The sequence below is a fragment of the Pseudomonas sp. P8_241 genome (assembly GCF_034008315.1).
Classification (GTDB): domain Bacteria; phylum Pseudomonadota; class Gammaproteobacteria; order Pseudomonadales; family Pseudomonadaceae; genus Aquipseudomonas.
In genome coordinates this window covers 1310033-1327086 of sequence record NZ_CP125377.1, presented here as the reverse complement: position 1 = coordinate 1327086, position 17054 = coordinate 1310033, and the positions used below count along the sequence as shown (strand labels likewise).

General features: G+C 59.6%; 13 protein-coding genes. 10 read left to right on the top strand and 3 right to left on the bottom strand.

Annotated elements, in window-relative coordinates; all coding sequences use genetic code 11:
* Window positions 1-164 precede the first annotated feature (164 nt).
* The 3 genes from QMK58_RS05875 to QMK58_RS05865 all read left to right on the top strand — a co-directional run bounded on the left by QMK58_RS05875 (window position 165) and on the right by QMK58_RS05865 (window position 5300).
* Window positions 165-1589: a gamma-aminobutyraldehyde dehydrogenase gene (locus QMK58_RS05875; protein WP_053162177.1), complete on the top strand. Its 1425-nt coding sequence runs from the start codon at window positions 165-167 to the stop codon at window positions 1587-1589.
* A 300-nt stretch (window positions 1590-1889) separates the two neighbouring features.
* Window positions 1890-3374 (top strand): APC family permease, encoded by a 1485-nt coding sequence (locus tag QMK58_RS05870; RefSeq protein ID WP_053162179.1) that lies wholly within the window; start codon window positions 1890-1892, stop codon window positions 3372-3374.
* 63 nt (window positions 3375-3437) lie between these two features.
* Complete coding sequence (locus QMK58_RS05865) at window positions 3438-5300, top strand: NAD(P)-binding protein (protein ID WP_320395991.1); 1863 nt, start codon at window positions 3438-3440, stop codon at window positions 5298-5300.
* A gap of 299 nt (window positions 5301-5599) precedes the next feature.
* Here QMK58_RS05865 and QMK58_RS05860 read toward each other — a convergent pair whose 3' ends face one another.
* Window positions 5600-5785: a hypothetical protein gene (locus QMK58_RS05860; RefSeq protein ID WP_320395990.1), complete on the bottom strand. Its 186-nt coding sequence runs from the start codon at window positions 5783-5785 to the stop codon at window positions 5600-5602.
* A 415-nt stretch (window positions 5786-6200) separates the two neighbouring features.
* Between QMK58_RS05860 and QMK58_RS05855 the strand changes: the two genes are divergently transcribed.
* The 7 genes from QMK58_RS05855 to QMK58_RS05825 all read left to right on the top strand — a co-directional run bounded on the left by QMK58_RS05855 (window position 6201) and on the right by QMK58_RS05825 (window position 14895).
* Window positions 6201-7826: a glucan biosynthesis protein D gene (locus tag QMK58_RS05855; RefSeq protein ID WP_053162185.1), complete on the top strand. Its 1626-nt coding sequence runs from the start codon at window positions 6201-6203 to the stop codon at window positions 7824-7826.
* 276 nt (window positions 7827-8102) lie between these two features.
* Window positions 8103-9017, top strand: coding sequence for a glutamate/aspartate ABC transporter substrate-binding protein (locus tag QMK58_RS05850; RefSeq protein WP_053162187.1), 915 nt, complete (start codon window positions 8103-8105; stop codon window positions 9015-9017).
* A 352-nt stretch (window positions 9018-9369) separates the two neighbouring features.
* Window positions 9370-10116, top strand: coding sequence for an amino acid ABC transporter permease (locus tag QMK58_RS05845; RefSeq protein ID WP_053162189.1), 747 nt, complete (start codon window positions 9370-9372; stop codon window positions 10114-10116).
* A complete protein-coding gene (locus tag QMK58_RS05840) occupies window positions 10116-10787 on the top strand; it encodes an amino acid ABC transporter permease (RefSeq protein ID WP_053162191.1) in 672 nt (223 codons plus the stop codon). The genes QMK58_RS05845 and QMK58_RS05840 overlap by 1 nt, the downstream gene beginning before the upstream one ends.
* Window positions 10784-11518 (top strand): amino acid ABC transporter ATP-binding protein, encoded by a 735-nt coding sequence (locus tag QMK58_RS05835; protein ID WP_007975082.1) that lies wholly within the window; start codon window positions 10784-10786, stop codon window positions 11516-11518. The genes QMK58_RS05840 and QMK58_RS05835 overlap by 4 nt, the downstream gene beginning before the upstream one ends.
* A gap of 156 nt (window positions 11519-11674) precedes the next feature.
* Entirely contained in the window at window positions 11675-13570 is a 1896-nt protein-coding gene (locus QMK58_RS05830) for a sensor histidine kinase (RefSeq protein WP_053162193.1), read from the top strand.
* A complete protein-coding gene (locus QMK58_RS05825; protein ID WP_053162195.1) occupies window positions 13567-14895 on the top strand; it encodes a sigma-54-dependent transcriptional regulator in 1329 nt (442 codons plus the stop codon). The genes QMK58_RS05830 and QMK58_RS05825 overlap by 4 nt, the downstream gene beginning before the upstream one ends.
* Before the next feature lie 158 nt (window positions 14896-15053).
* Here QMK58_RS05825 and QMK58_RS05820 read toward each other — a convergent pair whose 3' ends face one another.
* On the bottom strand, window positions 15054-15719 hold the full coding sequence (locus QMK58_RS05820) for a DsbA family oxidoreductase (protein ID WP_053162197.1): 666 nt from the start codon (window positions 15717-15719) through the stop codon (window positions 15054-15056).
* 181 nt (window positions 15720-15900) lie between these two features.
* The gene (locus tag QMK58_RS05815; protein WP_053162199.1) at window positions 15901-16935 is read right to left on the bottom strand and encodes an alpha/beta fold hydrolase; all 1035 of its coding nucleotides are present in this window, start codon (window positions 16933-16935) and stop codon (window positions 15901-15903) included.
* Window positions 16936-17054: the final 119 nt, after the last annotated feature.

Below are 17054 nucleotides of genomic sequence, written 5' to 3'. Positions count from 1 at the left end.
ATAACCACTGAAGGAACCGAATCCTGTAGGAGCCGGCTTGCTGGCGATAGCGGTAGATCAGCCAACTTCTTTGTTGAGCCTGATGGCCCCATCGCTGGCAAGCCAGCTCCTACAAGGGACTGGTTTCCACAGAGAACAACAACAGTTCCAAGAGGACACACGCCATGCAAACCAAACTCTTGATCAACGGCCAACTGCTCAACGGCGAAGGCCCCGCCCAACCGGTGTTCAACCCGGCACTGGGCCGTGTGCTGGTGGAAATCAACGAAGCCAGCGAAGCCCAGGTGGACGCCGCTGTGCGTGCCGCCGACACCGCGTTCGACAGCTGGTCGCAAACCCCGCCGAAAGAACGTTCGCTGCTGCTGCTTAAACTCGCCGACGCTATCGAAGCCCACGGCGAAGAGCTGGCCAAACTGGAATCGGACAACTGCGGCAAGCCCTACAGCGCTGCACTGAACGACGAGATCCCGGCGATTGCCGACGTGTTCCGTTTCTTCGCCGGTGCCAGCCGTTGCATGAGCGGTTCGGCCGGTGGTGAGTACCTGCCGGGCCACACCTCGATGATCCGCCGCGACCCGGTGGGCGTGATCGCCTCCATCGCGCCGTGGAACTACCCGTTGATGATGGTCGCCTGGAAAATCGCCCCGGCCCTCGCCGCCGGTAATACCGTGGTACTCAAGCCGTCGGAACAAACCCCGCTGACCGCTCTGCGTCTGGCTGAACTGGCGTCAGACATTTTCCCGGCCGGCGTGCTCAACCTGGTGTTCGGCCGTGGACCTACCGTCGGTAGTCCGCTGGTCACTCACCCGAAAGTACGCATGGTGTCGCTGACCGGTTCAATTGCCACCGGCTCGAACATCATTTCCAGCACCGCTGACACCGTCAAACGCATGCACATGGAACTGGGCGGCAAGGCCCCGGTGATCATCTTCGACGACGCCGACATCGACGCCGCCGTCGAGGGCATCCGCACCTTCGGGTTCTACAACGCAGGGCAAGACTGCACCGCCGCTTGCCGCATCTATGCCCAGGAAGGCATCTACGACAAGTTCGTGGAGAAGCTCGGCGCCGCTGTCAGCAGCATCAAGTACGGCTTGCAGGATGACCCATCGACCGAACTTGGCCCGCTGATCACCGCGCAACACCGCGACCGCGTGGCCAGTTTCGTCGAGCGCGCCATCGCCCAGCCGCACATTCGTCTGATCACCGGCGGCAAAGCGGTTGAGGGCAATGGTTTCTTCTTCGAACCGACCGTGTTGGCCGACGCACAGCAGGACGACGAAATCGTGCGTCGCGAAGTGTTCGGGCCAGTGGTGTCGGTGACCAAATTCACCGATGAAGCACAGGTGCTGGGCTGGGCCAACGATTCGGACTACGGCCTGGCCTCCTCTGTGTGGACCGCCGACGTCGGCCGCGCCCATCGGTTGTCGGCACGGTTGCAGTACGGCTGCACCTGGGTAAATACGCACTTCATGCTCGTCAGCGAAATGCCCCACGGCGGTCAGAAACTGTCGGGGTATGGCAAGGACATGTCTATGTACGGGCTGGAGGACTACACCGTTGTGCGGCATGTGATGTTCAAGCACTAAGAAACGCATCGCCTGTAGGAGCGAGCTTGCTCGCGATGGACGTCAACGATGACGCGGGGATCCTGACGCCCCGCGGTGTCCTCAGGTTTTTCGCGAGCAAGCTCGCTCCTACAGCGAACGTGTCACCGCGGTTTCAAGGCAGAAACCGGCAGTACGCACCACCAGGCCTCAAACCAAAGAAAACAAAACAAAACAAAACAAAACAAAACAAAACAAAAACCATCGATCCGGGCGGTGCCCCCAAGGCTCCGTCACGGTTTCGGACATCCGAAATCTGCCGATTTTCCGGAGCAAACACACATGAGTGCATCACCCGATCTCTCTGCCGCCCTTGCCGACAGCGATGCCGAGCAACTGCGCAAACTCGGTTACACCTCCAATTTCAACCGCAGCATGAGCCTGTGGGAAAACTTCGCCCTGGGCTTCACTTACCTGTCTCCGGTGGTCGGGGTGTATACCCTGTTCGGCCTGTGCCTGGCCGCCGGCGGACCACCGATGTTCTGGGCCTATTTGCTGGTCGGTTGCGGCCAGTTGCTGGTGTGCCTGATCTTCGGTGAAGTGGTTTCGCAATTCCCGATTTCCGGCGGCGTGTACCCGTGGGCCCGTCGTTTGGTGGGCAAGCGTTGGGCGTGGATGGTCGGCTGGATCTACTCCATCGCCCTGTGCGTGACCATCGCTGCCGTTGCCGTGGGTGCCGGTCCTTATCTGGCGGCCATGCTCGGCTTTGAACCGAGCAACAACACCAACATCGTCATCGCCCTGGTGCTGACGCTGTTCGCCACCCTGGTCAACCTCAGCGGCACCAAAGTGCTGGCACGCATTGCCATGTTCGGCTTTCTTTGCGAACTGGTCGGCGCGGTGATCGTTGGTGTTTACCTGCTGGTCTTCGAGCGTCACCAACCGATCAGCGTGTTGTTCAACACCTTCGACATCAGTGTCGATGGCTCGTACCTGCCGGCGTTCCTCACCGCGTCGTTGGCGGGGATGTTCCTGTATTACGGCTTCGAGGCTTGCGGCGATGTAGCCGAAGAAACCCCAAACCCGAGCAAGCGGATTCCGGTGGCCATGCGCATGACCATCTACATCGGCGGCATCTCGGCGATGTTCGCTTGCCTGGCGCTGATCCTCGCGGTGCCAGACATGCAGGCCGTGATCAACGGCACCGACAAGGACCCGGTCACCACCATCCTCAACAACGCTTTTGGTCCAGTGGGTTCGAAAGTGGTGATGGGCGTGGTGATGATTTCCTTCATCTCCTGCGTGATCAGTCTGCAAGCGGCGGCCAGTCGCCTGCTGTATTCCTACGCCCGTGACGAAATGGTCATCGGCAGCCAACTGCTGAAGAAGATTTCCCCTACGACTCAGGTACCGGTTGCTGCGCTGTTCGTCTCCGGTGTCCTGCCGGCACTGATCATCATCCTCGGTTTCTTCCTGCAGGATGCGGTCGCGACCATCGTCAGTTTCGCCGCGATCGGCATCTACCTGGCGTTCCAGATGATCGTGCTCGCCGCCCTGTACGCCCGCCTGAAGGGCTGGAAACCGAGCGGTAAATTCACCCTCGGCGCCTGGGGTTGGGCGGTGAACATCGGCGCGCTGGTCTATGGTGTCGGGGCCATCATCAACATGGCCTGGCCACGCACCCCGGATGCCGCGTGGTACATCAACTACGCCATGGTGTTGAGCACGGCCATCGTCATTGGCCTGGGCCTGCTCTACATGTGGATCGCCAAACCGTATGACCACGGCACTGCCCCTGCGGGCGATGCCTGGAAAGTCAGCCGGTAACGGCATTCGCTCCGGTGCCGCTGTGGCGCCGGGGCGATCTAAAAAAACCAACAAGGATTGAATATGGATATCACCCGCCGCGACTTTCTCAACGGCGTCGCAGTCACCATCGCTGCCGGCATGACCCCTCTGCAACTTCTCCAGGCCGCCCCTGACGGACGCTACTACCCACCGGCCTTGACCGGTTTGCGGGGTAGCCACGTGGGATCGTTCGAAATTGCCCACCAGATGGGTTGGGAGAAAAAGGTCTTCGACACCGACAAGCTGCCGATCACCGAGGAATATGACCTGGTGGTTGTAGGAGGTGGTCTCAGCGGGCTGTCCGCTGCGTGGTTCTACCGTGAGAAACATCCGAAAGCGCGCATCCTGATTCTGGAAAACCACGACGACTTTGGCGGTCACGCCAAGCGCAACGAATTCTCCGCCGGGGGTCGCATGATCATCGGTTACGGCGGCAGTGAAGCCTTCCAGTCGCCGAACCATCTGTACAGCAAGGAAGTGAACGGCCTGCTGAAAAAACTCGGGGTGAACATCAAGCGCTTCGAGACTGCTTTTGATCGCCAGTTCTATCCAGGCCTGGGCTTGTCCCGCGCAGTGTTTTTCGACAAGGAAAACTTCGGCGAAGACAAACTGGTGACCGGTGATCCGACGCCGATGGTGGCCGACGACATCGCCCCTACCCAATTGAATGCCCGCTCGATCCCGGACTTCATCAATGATTTCCCGCTGCCGGAAGCCGATCGCCAGGCGTTGATCGCCTTGCACGTGGCACCCAAGGATTATCTGCCCGGCAAAACCACCGAAGAAAAAACCGCACACCTGGAAGCCACCAGCTACCAGGACTTCCTGCTCAAAGACGTAGGACTGTCGGCGCAAGCGGTGAAGTATTTCCAGAGCCGCACCAACGACTTCATGGCCCTGAGCATCGATGCGGTCGCCGCGTCCGACGCTTACTCGGTCGGTTTCCCCGGCTTCGGCGCGATGAATCTGGAGCCGATCAGCGAAGAAGCCCAGGCGGAAATGCAAGAGCCTTACATCTACCACTTCCCCGACGGCAATGCCTCGCTGGCCCGTCTGCTGGTGCGCAGCCTGATCCCGTCCGTGGCACCGGGGCACACGATGGACGATATCGTCCTGGCCCCGTTCGACTACGCCAAACTCGATCAGGCCAAAGCCCCGGTACGCATCCGCCTCAACAGCACGGCGGTCAGCGTGCGCAACGTTGGCACTGGCGTAAACGTCGGCTACAGCCGTGGCGGTCAGCTCCGCCAGGTGCGCGGCAAGCACTGCATCATGGCCTGCTACAACATGATCATCCCGTACCTGCTGCGCGACCTGCCGCCTGAGCAATCCCACGCCCTGAGCCAGAACGTGAAGTTCCCGCTGGTGTACACCAAGGTGGTAATCCGCAACTGGCAGTCGTTCCAGAAGCTCGGGGTGCACGAAATCTATGCGGCGACCCAGCCCTACAGCCGGATCAAACTCGACTACCCGGTGAGCATGGGCGGCTACGACCACCCGAAAGATCCAACCCAGCCCGTCGGCCTGCACATGGTCTACGTGCCCACCAGCCCCAACAGCGGCATGAACGCCCGCGACCAGGCCCGCGCCGGCCGAGGACGTTTGTACGGCCAGAGCTTCGAACAACTGGAAGCGCAACTGCGTGACCAACTGCAACGCATGCTCGGCCCTGGCGGTTTCAAACACGAAACCGACATCCTCGCCATCACCGTCAACCGCTGGTCACACGGCTACGCGTACTTCTCCAACAGTCTGTTCGACGATGCCGACGAAAGCGAAAAACTGATGGAGCTGGCGCGTCAGCCGGTTGGGCGAGTCAGCATCGCCAACTCGGACGCAGCGTGGAGCGCATATGCCCATGCGGCGATTGATGAGGCGTATCGCGCGGTGGGGGAAGTGGGTTAAGCCATCGCCGCAATCATCAGGGAGAGTATTTGGCAACACATCCCTCTCCCTCATTTGAGTTTGTCGCACTAGAGTTTTCGTACAGCCCTTGCACGACTGCGGTTGACGAAAATCACGGCTCGGGCAGGCCTTCAGGTATGCCCGATGTCCGCGAATTGGTACTTGGCCGTCTTCCCTTTATCGCCCCTTACCGATTTTTCCAAGGCCAGGTACAGGTTCTGCGCGTGCTGGATCAGCGATCTGAGCGCTCTCAGGATTGGTAGATGGGACATCCAGTCAGGACTGGATGTCCCATTGCTTCAAAACCGCGAAACATTCCTCATTGCATCCACCAGATACCTCATCGCGATACGGTCACTCTCCGACAACTCCCGATAGCGCTCCACCAACTTCATCTCTTCGGAATTCAACCGGCGTATTCGTCGCCCCAGGGCAAGACACGGAAAGATCCCCAACATTTCGGTGATGCCTTGTACTTTCGACATGGACGATGTCCTTCTCTACGTCAAAGAAAACTTCAGAAACCGCATCGCCCTAACCCTTTTTCAGCAGCGCCTCGTGCCAACTGAACCGCACCGGCCCGAAGGGCATAAACCGGTCATGTGCACAGAATAGAAATATTCCGGGCGCTGAAAAGCGGTTTTTAGAGTAATTAGTCGAAAAAAGCAGAAATGCCCTGTAAATCAGAAACCACTGTCGGAATTGTTTCCCGACATGTCTTGTTTCATTGCCGAGCCAGCGCAGTGCCATCAATCAATTTTGCTCTGCAATCGAACGGTTTAAGCTATCGGGCATCTGTTTAAAAGTCCGTTGCGTTTGGCCGAAGGCATGTCCGAACCGATATTTCTGATCCAGCACGTGCCAGGAACGGCGCGGGATTGTTCACGACAGGTTGTAATTATGCACCGCAGGAATCTGCTCAAAGCGTCCATGGCCATTGCGGCTTACACCGGTCTCTCGGCCACCGGCCTGCTGGCTGCCCACGCCTGGGCCGCCTCCGATACAGCCGACGGCGAGGCCAGGGCCTTCGATTTCGAAGCGCTGAAAGTGCAGGCCAAGCAACTGGCCAGCAATCGCTATCAGGACACCAAACAGGTCCTGCCGCCGACACTCGCGACCATGACCCCGCAGAACTTCAATGCGATCCGCTACGACGCCAATCATTCGTTGTGGAAAGACCTCAAGGGGCAGCTGGATGTGCAGTTCTTCCACGTCGGCATGGGTTTCAAGCAACCGGTGCGCATGTACAGCGTCGACCCGAAAACCCGGATGGCCCGCGAGGTGCATTTCCGTCCTTCGCTGTTCAACTATGAAAACACCACAGTCGATACCGCGCAGCTAAAGGGTGACTTGGGTTTCTCGGGCTTCAAGCTGTTCAAGGCCCCGGAACTGGACAAGCACGATGTGGTGTCCTTCCTCGGCGCCAGCTATTTCCGCGCCGTCGATGCCACTGGCCAATATGGCCTGTCGGCTCGCGGCCTGGCGATCGACACTTATGCCAAGAAACGCGAAGAATTTCCCGACTTCACCAAGTTCTGGTTCGAGACGCCGGACAAGAACAGCACCCGTTTTGTGGTCTACGCCCTGCTCGACTCGCCGAGTGCCACGGGCGCTTATCGCTTTGATATCGATTGCCAGGCCGAACGCGTGGTGATGGAAGTCGATGCCCACGTCAACGCGCGCACCGCCATCGATCAACTGGGCATCGCGCCGATGACCAGCATGTTCAGCTGCGGCACCCACGAGCGCCGGATGTGCGACACCATTCACCCGCAAATCCACGACTCCGACCGCCTGGCCATGTGGCGCGGCAACGGCGAGTGGATCTGCCGCCCGCTGAACAATCCGGCCACCCTGCAATTCAACGCCTTCGCCGACACCGACCCGAAAGGTTTCGGCCTTGTGCAGACCGATCACGAGTTCGCCAGCTATCAAGACACCGTCGACTGGTACAGCCGCCGCCCGAGCCTGTGGGTCGAACCGACGACCGCGTGGGGAGAAGGCTCGATCGACCTGCTGGAAATTCCAACAACCGGCGAAACCATGGACAACATTGTCGCCTTCTGGACACCGAAGAAACCCGTAGCGGCCGGCGATTCGCTTAACTACGGGTACAAGCTCTACTGGAGCGCCTTGCCACCGGTCGGCACGCCGTTGGCACGCGTGCAGGCGACCCGCTCGGGGATGGGCGGTTTCACCGAAGGCTGGGCGCCGGGCGAACACTATCCGCCCGTGTGGGCGCGGCGCTTTGCCGTGGACTTCACCGGTGGCGGTCTGGACCGCTTGCCCGAGGGCACAGGCATAGAGCCGGTCGTGACCTGTTCAAACGGCGAGGTCAAGGACTTCAGCATTCTCAAACTCGACGACATCAAGGGCTACCGAATCCTGTTCGACTGGTACCCGACCAATGACAGCGTCGAGCCCGTGGAGCTGCGTCTATTCATCCGCACCAACGACCGAACCCTGAGTGAAACCTGGTTGTACCAGTACTTCCCGCCAGCACCGGACAAGCGCAAATACCCGTGATGAACGGGTAGCACCCTGCCAGCATTCGGTTTTCCGAACGCGACCTGTCGGTCGGTTCGGTTAACCGGATCTTTCAACCGGAATATCAGCGCCATAAATATTTAATTTCCTTATAAATCAATAGCTTGATCATTCTTGACTGGTCTGGCACGAGTCATGCTCTACACTTCTTCGATGAATGACCTTTGCGCTCACACTCAGTAGCGCTCTGGTAGTTGCAGCACAAAAGGGCCGGTGAACTGGCTCCATAAAAAAAACAATGTCGAGGAAAATTTGATGCGCATCGTTCCCCATATCCTGGGCGCAGCCATTGCTGCCGCTCTGATCAGCACGCCAGTTTTCGCCGCCGAGCTCACCGGCACCCTGAAGAAGATCAAAGAGTCCGGCACCATCACCCTGGGCCATCGCGACGCTTCCATTCCGTTTTCCTACATTGCAGACGCTTCCGGCAAACCGGTCGGCTACTCCCACGACATCCAGTTGAAAGTCGTCGAAGCCATCAAAAAAGACCTGGACATACCGAACCTCCAGGTCAAATACAACCTGGTGACTTCGCAGACCCGTATCCCGCTGGTGCAGAACGGCACCGTGGACCTCGAGTGCGGTTCCACCACCAACAACGTCGAGCGTCAGCAGCAAGTTGACTTCTCCGTCGGCATCTTCGAAATCGGTACCCGCCTGCTGTCCAAGGCAGACTCCAAGTACAAGGATTTCGACGATCTCAAAGGCAAGAACGTCGTGACCACCGCCGGCACCACGTCCGAGCGCATCCTCAAGGCAATGAACGCCGACAAGCAGATGGGCATGAACGTCATCTCCGCCAAAGACCATGGCGAGTCGTTCCAGATGCTGGAAACCGGCCGTGCCGTGGCCTTCATGATGGATGACGCCCTGCTGGCCGGTGAAGCAGCCAAGGCCAAGAAAGCCAGTGACTGGGCCGTAACCGGCACTCCACAGTCCTACGAAATCTACGGCTGCATGGTGCGCAAAGGCGACGAGCCGTTCAAAAAGGCTGTAGATGACGCCATCAAGGCCACCTACGCATCGGGCGAGATCAACAAGATCTACGAAAAATGGTTCATGCAGCCGATCCCGCCAAAAGGCCTGAACCTGAACTTCCCGATGAGCGACGAGCTCAAGGCCCTGATCGCCACTCCGACCGATAAAGCGGCTGACGACAAGAAGTCCTGATTTCTGACTAACCTTATCTCCTGAGAGGGCTTCTGCCCTTTCAGGAGGTGTCACTCCCTGCTGGCATTTTTGGAAACACTCGAACCGGTGGCTGTCGAGCCGGGAGCGTGTGCCTGATCGGAGTGGCCTGTACGGTTAGTTCGTTGGCTCAAATTCGGATGCCAGAAGTTCATAGCCAAGGCGCTGTGACGAGTCATAGCCCGCTATGGCGAGGAACAGCAACGCAGGATATGGACCTCTGGCGCCGAAGTTGAGCTAACAGAACTGACCACACAGGCCACCTGGGTCGGGCGGGAACGGAGCTTCCCCCAAGCGGGCATTTGTATATCGATCGATCTGAGGGGAGACCCTAATGAATTACAACTGGGACTGGGGCGTGTTCTTCAAGTCCACCGGCGTGGGCAGCGAGACCTATCTCGACTGGTACGTGACCGGTCTGGCGTGGACCATCGGCATCGCCATCGCGGCCTGGATCATCGCCCTGACACTGGGCTCGATCCTGGGCGTCATGCGTACCGTGCCGAACCGCATCGTATCGGGCATCGCCACCTGCTACGTCGAACTCTTCCGTAACGTGCCGCTGCTGGTTCAGCTGTTCATCTGGTACTTCCTGGTACCCGACCTGCTGCCGGCCGACTTGCAAGAGTGGTACAAGCAGGATCTGAACCCGACCACCTCGGCCTTCCTCAGCGTCGTCGTGTGCCTGGGCCTGTTCACTACCGCCCGCGTTTGCGAACAGGTGCGCACCGGTATCCAGGCGCTGCCAAAAGGCCAGGAATCCGCGGCCCGCGCCATGGGTTTCAAGCTGCCACAGATCTACTGGAACGTGCTGCTGCCCCAGGCCTACCGGATCATCATTCCGCCGCTTACCTCGGAATTCCTGAACGTCTTCAAGAACACCTCCGTGGCCTCGCTGATCGGTTTGATGGAATTGCTCGCGCAAACCAAACAGACCGCCGAGTTCTCCGCCAACCTGTTCGAAGCCTTCACCCTGGCCACGCTGATCTACTTCACCCTGAACATGAGCCTGATGTTGCTGATGCGTCTGGTCGAGAAGAAAGTCGCCGTACCGGGCCTGATTTCCGTAGGGGGTAAATGATGGAATTCGACTTCTCGGGCATCATCCCGGCCATTCCCGGCCTGTGGAACGGCATGGTCATGACCCTCAAGCTGATGGCCATGGGCGTGGTTGGCGGGATCATCCTCGGCACGATTCTGGCGCTGTGCCGTCTGTCCCACAACAAACTGCTGTCGAACCTGGCCGGCGCGTACGTCAACTACTTCCGCTCGATCCCGTTGCTGCTCGTGATCACCTGGTTCTACCTGGCGGTACCCTTCGTGCTGCGCTGGATCACCGGGGAAGACACGCCGATCGGCGCGTTCGCCTCGTGCATCGTGGCGTTCATGATGTTCGAAGCGGCGTACTTCTGCGAAATCGTCCGTGCCGGTGTGCAGTCGATTCCAAAAGGCCAGATGGGCGCTGCCCAGGCACTGGGCATGACTTACGGCCAGATGATGCGCCTGATCATCCTGCCGCAAGCATTCCGCAAGATGACGCCGCTGTTGCTGCAACAAAGCATCATCCTGTTTCAGGACACCTCGCTGGTCTACGCCGTCGGCCTGGTGGACTTCCTCAATGCTTCGCGTGCCAGTGGCGACATCATTGGCCGCTCCAATGAGTTCCTGATTTTCGCGGGTCTCGTGTACTTCATCATCAGCTTTTCCGCCTCGCTGCTGGTCAAGCGTCTGCAAAAAAGGTTCGCCGTATGATCTCTATCAAAAGCATCAACAAGTGGTATGGGGACTTCCAGGTACTGACTGATTGCAGCACCGAGGTCAAAAAAGGCGAAGTGATCGTGGTGTGCGGGCCGTCCGGTTCCGGCAAGTCGACCCTGATCAAGTGCGTCAACGCCCTGGAACCGTTCCAGAAAGGCGACATCGTGGTCGACGGCACCTCCATCGCCGACCCGAAGACCAACCTGCCGAAACTGCGCTCACGCGTGGGCATGGTGTTCCAGCATTTCGAGCTGTTCCCGCACCTGACCATCACCGAAAACCTGACCATCGCGCAGATCAAGGTCTTGGGCCGCAGCAAGGAAGAAGCCACCAAGAAAGGCCTGCAACTGCTCGAGCGTGTCGGTCTTTCGGCCCACGCGCACAAGCATCCGGGCCAACTGTCCGGCGGTCAGCAGCAGCGTGTGGCGATTGCCCGTGCGCTGGCGATGGACCCGATCGTCATGCTGTTCGACGAACCGACCTCGGCGCTCGACCCGGAAATGGTCAACGAAGTGCTGGACGTGATGGTGCAACTGGCCCATGAAGGCATGACCATGATGTGCGTGACCCACGAAATGGGCTTCGCCCGTAAAGTGGCCGACCGTGTGATCTTCATGGACGCCGGCAAGATCATCGAGGACTGCAAGAAAGAGGAGTTCTTCGGCGACATCAGCCACCGCGCCGAGCGTACGCAGCACTTCCTCAACAAAATTCTGCAGCACTAAGAAACACACCGCTCCCTGTAGGAGCCAGCTTGCTGGCGATGGCGGTGGTCCAGACGACATCAATGTCCGGGACATCGTCATCGCCAGCAAGCCGGCTCCTACAAGGGTCGGCGGTGGCTTGCAGATTTGTGTGGTGGTTGACCCAAGGCATCTGTGATGAAATGCGACCCCAATCTCTATCGCGCAGCGCCGCCATCTCTCGCCGTGAAACCCCGTCTTGTTCGACATCTGTTCCTGCCGCCGCTGATCATCGCGCTGATGATCGGACTGGGTTACATCGGCTTCTGGGTCAGTGAGCACTATGGCATCCGCCACCTCAGCGAAAACGGCCAGCGTCAGCTGGAACTGCACGCCCGCGCCGTCGAAAGCGAAATCAGCAAATACACCTACCTGCCCAGCCTGCTGGAACTTGAAACCAGTGTTTCGCAGCTGCTGGCCGACCCGACCCCGGAACACCGGCAAACGGTCAACGATTACCTTGAGGGCCTGAATCGGCGCAGCCGTAGTCGGGCCATCTACGTGATGGACACCACCGGCCGTGTCATGGCCACCAGCAACTGGCGCGACTTCGACAGTTACCTGGGTGAAGACCTGTCCTTCCGCGCCTATTTCCAGAACGCCATACGCGGTCAGCCCGGACGCTTTTATGGCATCGGCAGCACCAACGGCGAACCCGGTTACTACCTGGCCCATGGCCTGGAGGAACACGGCAAGATCATCGGCGTCGCGGTGGTCAAGGTGCGCCTCGAAGCCATGGAAGAACGCTGGCAGCGAGCGCGCCTGGAAGCCTTTGTCAGCGACGAAAACGGCATCATCATTCTCTCCAGCGATCCGGCGCGGCGCTTGAAATCCGTGGTGCCTTTGAGCGATGAAACCAAGGAGAAACTGGCCCGCAGCCTTCAGTATTACTGGTTCCCGCTCAACGAACTGCAACCGCTGGCCCGGGAAACCCTGTCCGAGGGCGTGGAAAAGCTGACCTTCCCGGCCAACAGCGAACTGGTGTCCGACGAAGAGAACATCAGTTACCTGTCGCAAACCCGGCCCTTGAGTGACACACCGTGGAATTTCACCCTTCTGACCCCCTTACAGGATTTGCGCCGTGAAGCGATCAATCAGGGGATTCTGGTGGCGGTGGCGTTTGCCCTCTGCGCCTTTCTGTTGATTGCCTGGAACGAGCGGCGCAAGGTGATCGCCACCCGCTTAGCGGCCCGTGAAGCCTTGCAGGAAGCCAACAATCAACTGGAGCGTCGGATTACCGAACGCACCGTCGACCTGCGCGCCAGCAATGAACGGCTCAAGGGTCAGATCCGCGAACGGCGCCACGCCGAAGAGACTTTGCGCCACGCCCAGGATGAACTGGTGCAGGCCGGAAAACTCGCGGCCATCGGCCAGATGTCCACCAGCATCGCCCACGAACTGAACCAACCGCTGGCGGCGCTGCGTACCCTGTCCGGCAACACCGTGCGCTTCCTCGAGCGCGGGCAACTGGACGTGGCCAGCACCAACCTCAAGACCATCAACGAGCTGATCGACCGCATGGGCCGCATCACCGCGAGCCTGCGTTCCTTTGCGCGACGCGGTGACGACAAGGGGCAGGCTAGCCTGGGCAAAGGTGTTGACGCAGCCCTGCAATTGCTCGATGGCCGGATAAAAAACATCCACCTGCACCGCGATTTCGCCGATGTGCAGGTACGTATCGACCAAACCCGTCTGGAGCAAATTCTGGTCAACCTCATCGGCAACGCCCTCGATGCCATGCAGGCCCAGCCGCAACCGGAGTTGTGGCTTGAGGGTGAGGAGTTCGATGGCAAATATCGCCTGCGCGTTCGCGACAACGGCCATGGCATCGACGCCGAAACCCGCAAGCATCTGTTCGAACCGTTCTTCACCACCAAACCCGGCGAACAGGGCCTGGGCCTTGGCCTGACCCTTTCGGCGAGCCTGGCCGCCGCCACCGGTGGACACCTGGGTGTCGAGCACCCGACCAGCGGCGGTACCGCATTCGTCCTCAGTTTACCGTTGGTAAGCCCCACTCCCGCGAAGCCAATATGAACAACGACCTTAGTGTATTGATCGTCGAAGACGACCCCCATGTGCTGCTCGGCTGCCAACAGGCGCTAACCCTGGAAGACATTCCCTGCATTGGCGTGGGCAGTGCCGAAGAAGCCCTTGAGCGCGTCGGCGACAACTTTGCCGGCATCGTTATCAGCGACATTCGCCTACCGGGTATCGATGGCCTGGAACTGCTCGGCCGGCTCAAGGAGCGTGATCGCAGCCTGCCGGTGGTGCTGATCACCGGCCACGGCGACATTTCCATGGCCGTCGGCGCGATGCAGAAAGGTGCCTACGATTTCATGGAGAAACCGTTTTCACCGGAACGCCTGGTCGATGTGGCCCGCCGCGCGCTGGAGCAACGCAGCCTGGCGCGGGAGGTCTCGTCGTTGCGTCGGCAACTGGCCGAGCGCGACTCGCTCGAAGGCCGGATCATTGGCCGCTCGCCCGCCATGCAGAGTCTGCGCGAATTGATCGCCAACGTCGCCGACACCTCGGCCAACGTCTTGATCGAAGGCGAAACCGGCACCGGCAAAGAACTGGTCGCCCGCTGCCTGCACGATTTCAGTCGTCGCCACACCAAGCAGTTCGTCGCTTTGAACTGCGGCGGCCTGCCGGAAAACCTGTTCGAAAGCGAAATATTCGGCCACGAAGCCAACGCCTTTACCGGTGCAGGCAAGCGGCGGATCGGCAAGATCGAACACGCCGACGGCGGCACACTGTTCCTCGACGAAGTGGAGAGCATGCCCCTGCCCTTACAGATCAAACTGCTTCGGGTGTTGCAAGAGCGCACCCTGGAACGCCTCGGGTCGAACCAGAGCGTGGCGGTGGATTGCCGGGTAATCGCGGCGACCAAGTCTGACCTCGACGAATCGAGCAAGGTTGGCGAGTTTCGCAGCGACCTGTATTACCGACTCAACGTGGTGACGCTGGAACTGCCGCCGCTGCGCGAACGCCGCGAAGACATCCTGCAACTGTTCGAATACTTCTTGCAGCAATCGTCCTTGCGCTTCGACCGGATTGCGCCGGAACTGGATAACCAGACCGTGTCGAACCTGATGAGCCACGATTGGCCGGGCAACGTGCGCGAACTGCGCAACGTCGCCGAACGTTTTGCCCTGGGCTTGCCGGCGTTCAAAAAGCCCGGCGCTGGCGGCAGCACTCATGGCCTGGCCTTCGCCGAAGCGGTGGAAGCCTTCGAACGCAACCTGCTCGGCGATGCCCTGCAACGCAGCGGCGGTAATCTCACGCAAGCGAGCCAGGAGCTGGGCATGGCCAAGACCACCCTGTTCGACAAGGTAAAAAAATACGGATTGAGTCACTGATGGACCGGGCGGCGGCGGGTGTTTCGGGTCGTCTCCCGACCTGACCGCAGCCCCTGTAGGAGCGAGCTTGCTCGCGATGGCGGTCTCTGCGCGAATGATGATGTCGACTGATGCGCCGCTATCGCGAGCAAGCTCGCCCCCACAGGTTTGATTGTTGGTCAGTTGACCGTTCCGCCGTTCGCTTCAGCCATGATCTGCCGGATGGCCATGACGAAACTCTCGACGGGTTGCCCGCCCGTCACCGCGTACTGCCCGTTGAACACCACGGTCGGTACCGAACTCACCCCGCGCGACAGCCACAACTGTTCTTCCTGGCGGACCTCGTGGGCAAACTCATCCTCGGCCAGAATCGCTTCGGCGCGTTGGCGGTCCAGTCCCACGCTTGCAGCAACCTGCGCCAACTGAACGTGATCGGACGGGTTGCCGCCGTCGGTGAAATACGCCTTGAACAACGCTTCCTTGAGTGGCAGTTGCAGCCCTTCCAGACCGGCCCAATGCAAGAGGCGATGCGCATCGAAGGTGTTGTAGATTCGGCTGTTGCCGTCGGTGCGAAACGCGAACCCCAACTCGGCGCCACGCTCGCGGATCATTTCGCGGTTCTTCTGCGACTGCTCGGGTGTCGAGCCGTACTTTTCGCTGATGTGCTCGGCGATGTTCTGCCCTTCAGGCCCCATCTTCGGGTTCAGTTCGAACGGCTGAAAACGGATCTCGGCGCGGACTTCGTCACGCAAGAGGTCCAGGGCTTTGGTCAGCCCATACAAACCCACCACGCACCAGGGGCAGGACACGTCGCTGACGAAATCGATTTTCAATGCGGTACTCATCACCCACCTCGCACACTGGAAATGCAACGGAAAACCTGCACGATACACCCCGGATTCCGAGTACGCAGCAGTTCCCCTGTAGGAGCGAGCTTGCTCGCGATGGCGGCACATCAGTCAACATCATCATCGACTGACATACCGCTATCGCGAGCAAGCTTGCTCCTACAGTTGATCTTTGGTGTTAGAGGAGGTTGTGATCGGCCACTGGATCGATCTGTGCCCAGTGTGACGTGTCTTCACGGTGCGCCCGTAAATACGGCAATACGGCTGCGAGTAGTGGCGCCTTGAACGCCTCCTGAAACCTGTGGGCCAACCCGGGAATCAATTTCAGTTCGCTGCCACGCAGATGCGCCGCCAGGTGCACGCCGTGCATCACTGGCAACAACGGGTCCGCCGTGCCATGCACTACCAGCGCCGGCACCCGCAATTGATTGAGTAATGCCACCCGGCTCGGTTCGGCCAGAATCGCTGTGATCTGCCTTTTCACGCCTTCGGGATTGAACGCCCGGTCATAGGATTGTGCGGCCTGTTCGAGCAGTGCCTGGCGATCATCGCTGATCGTCGGGCTGCCCAACGCCGCCAGCAGGTCGGCCTGTTGTTCCAGCGCCACTTGCCGATTCGGTGCGCCACGTCGCGCCAACAGTTGCATCAGCGCCGCACTCGGTGCCGGCAAGCCTTCGGCGCCGGAGGTGCTCATGATCAAGGTCAGGCTCTCGACCCGTTGCGGTGCCATGGCCGCCATGTGCTGGGCGATCATGCCGCCCATGCTCGCCCCCAGCACGTGGAACTGCTCGATGTGCAACGCATCCATCAGGCCCAGGCCATCGTCGGCCATGTCGGTCAACGAATACGGTGCAGAGACCGGCAAGCCGAGTTTGTAGCGAAGCACTTCGAAGGTCAGGTTGGCCTCGAGCGGTGCTTGGCGCCAGGTCGACAGACCAACGTCACGGTTGTCGTAACGAATCACCCGAAAACCTTGCTGACACAGCGCGACCACCACTTCGTCGGGCCAGTGAATCAACTGCCCGCCAAGGCCCATCACCAGCAACAGCGCCGGGTCCGATTCACGGCCGATGCTCTGGTACGCCAGGCTCACCTGAACCAGATCGACCCGTTCGGTCGCGACATTGACGTCACAACGAGAGGCCGCAAAAGACGGAAGACCAAACAACAACGCGGCCAAAAAGGCCGCTGTCGATAATAATCGTGCACACATGACAAAACACCGAAACGCAGAACCCCAGTAGAGCGCGAGTCTGATGAAGTTTGTTCAAGCGCGCTGCCACAGTTCCATGACAGTTTGATGAAGAGTGCCGGGCGGTCACTTTTTTAAGA

Excerpts from the sequence above, each read along its gene's own strand:
- QMK58_RS05875 (WP_053162177.1), top strand. The coding sequence starts at position 165 with ATGCAAACCAAACTCTTGATCAACGGCCAACTGCTCAACGGCGAAGGC.
- QMK58_RS05870 (WP_053162179.1), top strand. The coding sequence starts at position 1,890 with ATGAGTGCATCACCCGATCTCTCTGCCGCCCTTGCCGACAGCGATGCC.
- QMK58_RS05865 (WP_320395991.1), top strand. The coding sequence starts at position 3,438 with ATGGATATCACCCGCCGCGACTTTCTCAACGGCGTCGCAGTCACCATC.
- QMK58_RS05860 (WP_320395990.1), bottom strand. The coding sequence starts at position 5,785 with ATGTCGAAAGTACAAGGCATCACCGAAATGTTGGGGATCTTTCCGTGT.
- QMK58_RS05855 (WP_053162185.1), top strand. The coding sequence starts at position 6,201 with ATGCACCGCAGGAATCTGCTCAAAGCGTCCATGGCCATTGCGGCTTAC.
- QMK58_RS05850 (WP_053162187.1), top strand. The coding sequence starts at position 8,103 with ATGCGCATCGTTCCCCATATCCTGGGCGCAGCCATTGCTGCCGCTCTG.
- QMK58_RS05845 (WP_053162189.1), top strand. The coding sequence starts at position 9,370 with ATGAATTACAACTGGGACTGGGGCGTGTTCTTCAAGTCCACCGGCGTG.
- QMK58_RS05840 (WP_053162191.1), top strand. The coding sequence starts at position 10,116 with ATGGAATTCGACTTCTCGGGCATCATCCCGGCCATTCCCGGCCTGTGG.
- QMK58_RS05835 (WP_007975082.1), top strand. The coding sequence starts at position 10,784 with ATGATCTCTATCAAAAGCATCAACAAGTGGTATGGGGACTTCCAGGTA.
- QMK58_RS05830 (WP_053162193.1), top strand. The coding sequence starts at position 11,675 with ATGAAATGCGACCCCAATCTCTATCGCGCAGCGCCGCCATCTCTCGCC.
- QMK58_RS05825 (WP_053162195.1), top strand. The coding sequence starts at position 13,567 with ATGAACAACGACCTTAGTGTATTGATCGTCGAAGACGACCCCCATGTG.
- QMK58_RS05820 (WP_053162197.1), bottom strand. The coding sequence starts at position 15,719 with ATGAGTACCGCATTGAAAATCGATTTCGTCAGCGACGTGTCCTGCCCC.
- QMK58_RS05815 (WP_053162199.1), bottom strand. The coding sequence starts at position 16,935 with ATGTGTGCACGATTATTATCGACAGCGGCCTTTTTGGCCGCGTTGTTG.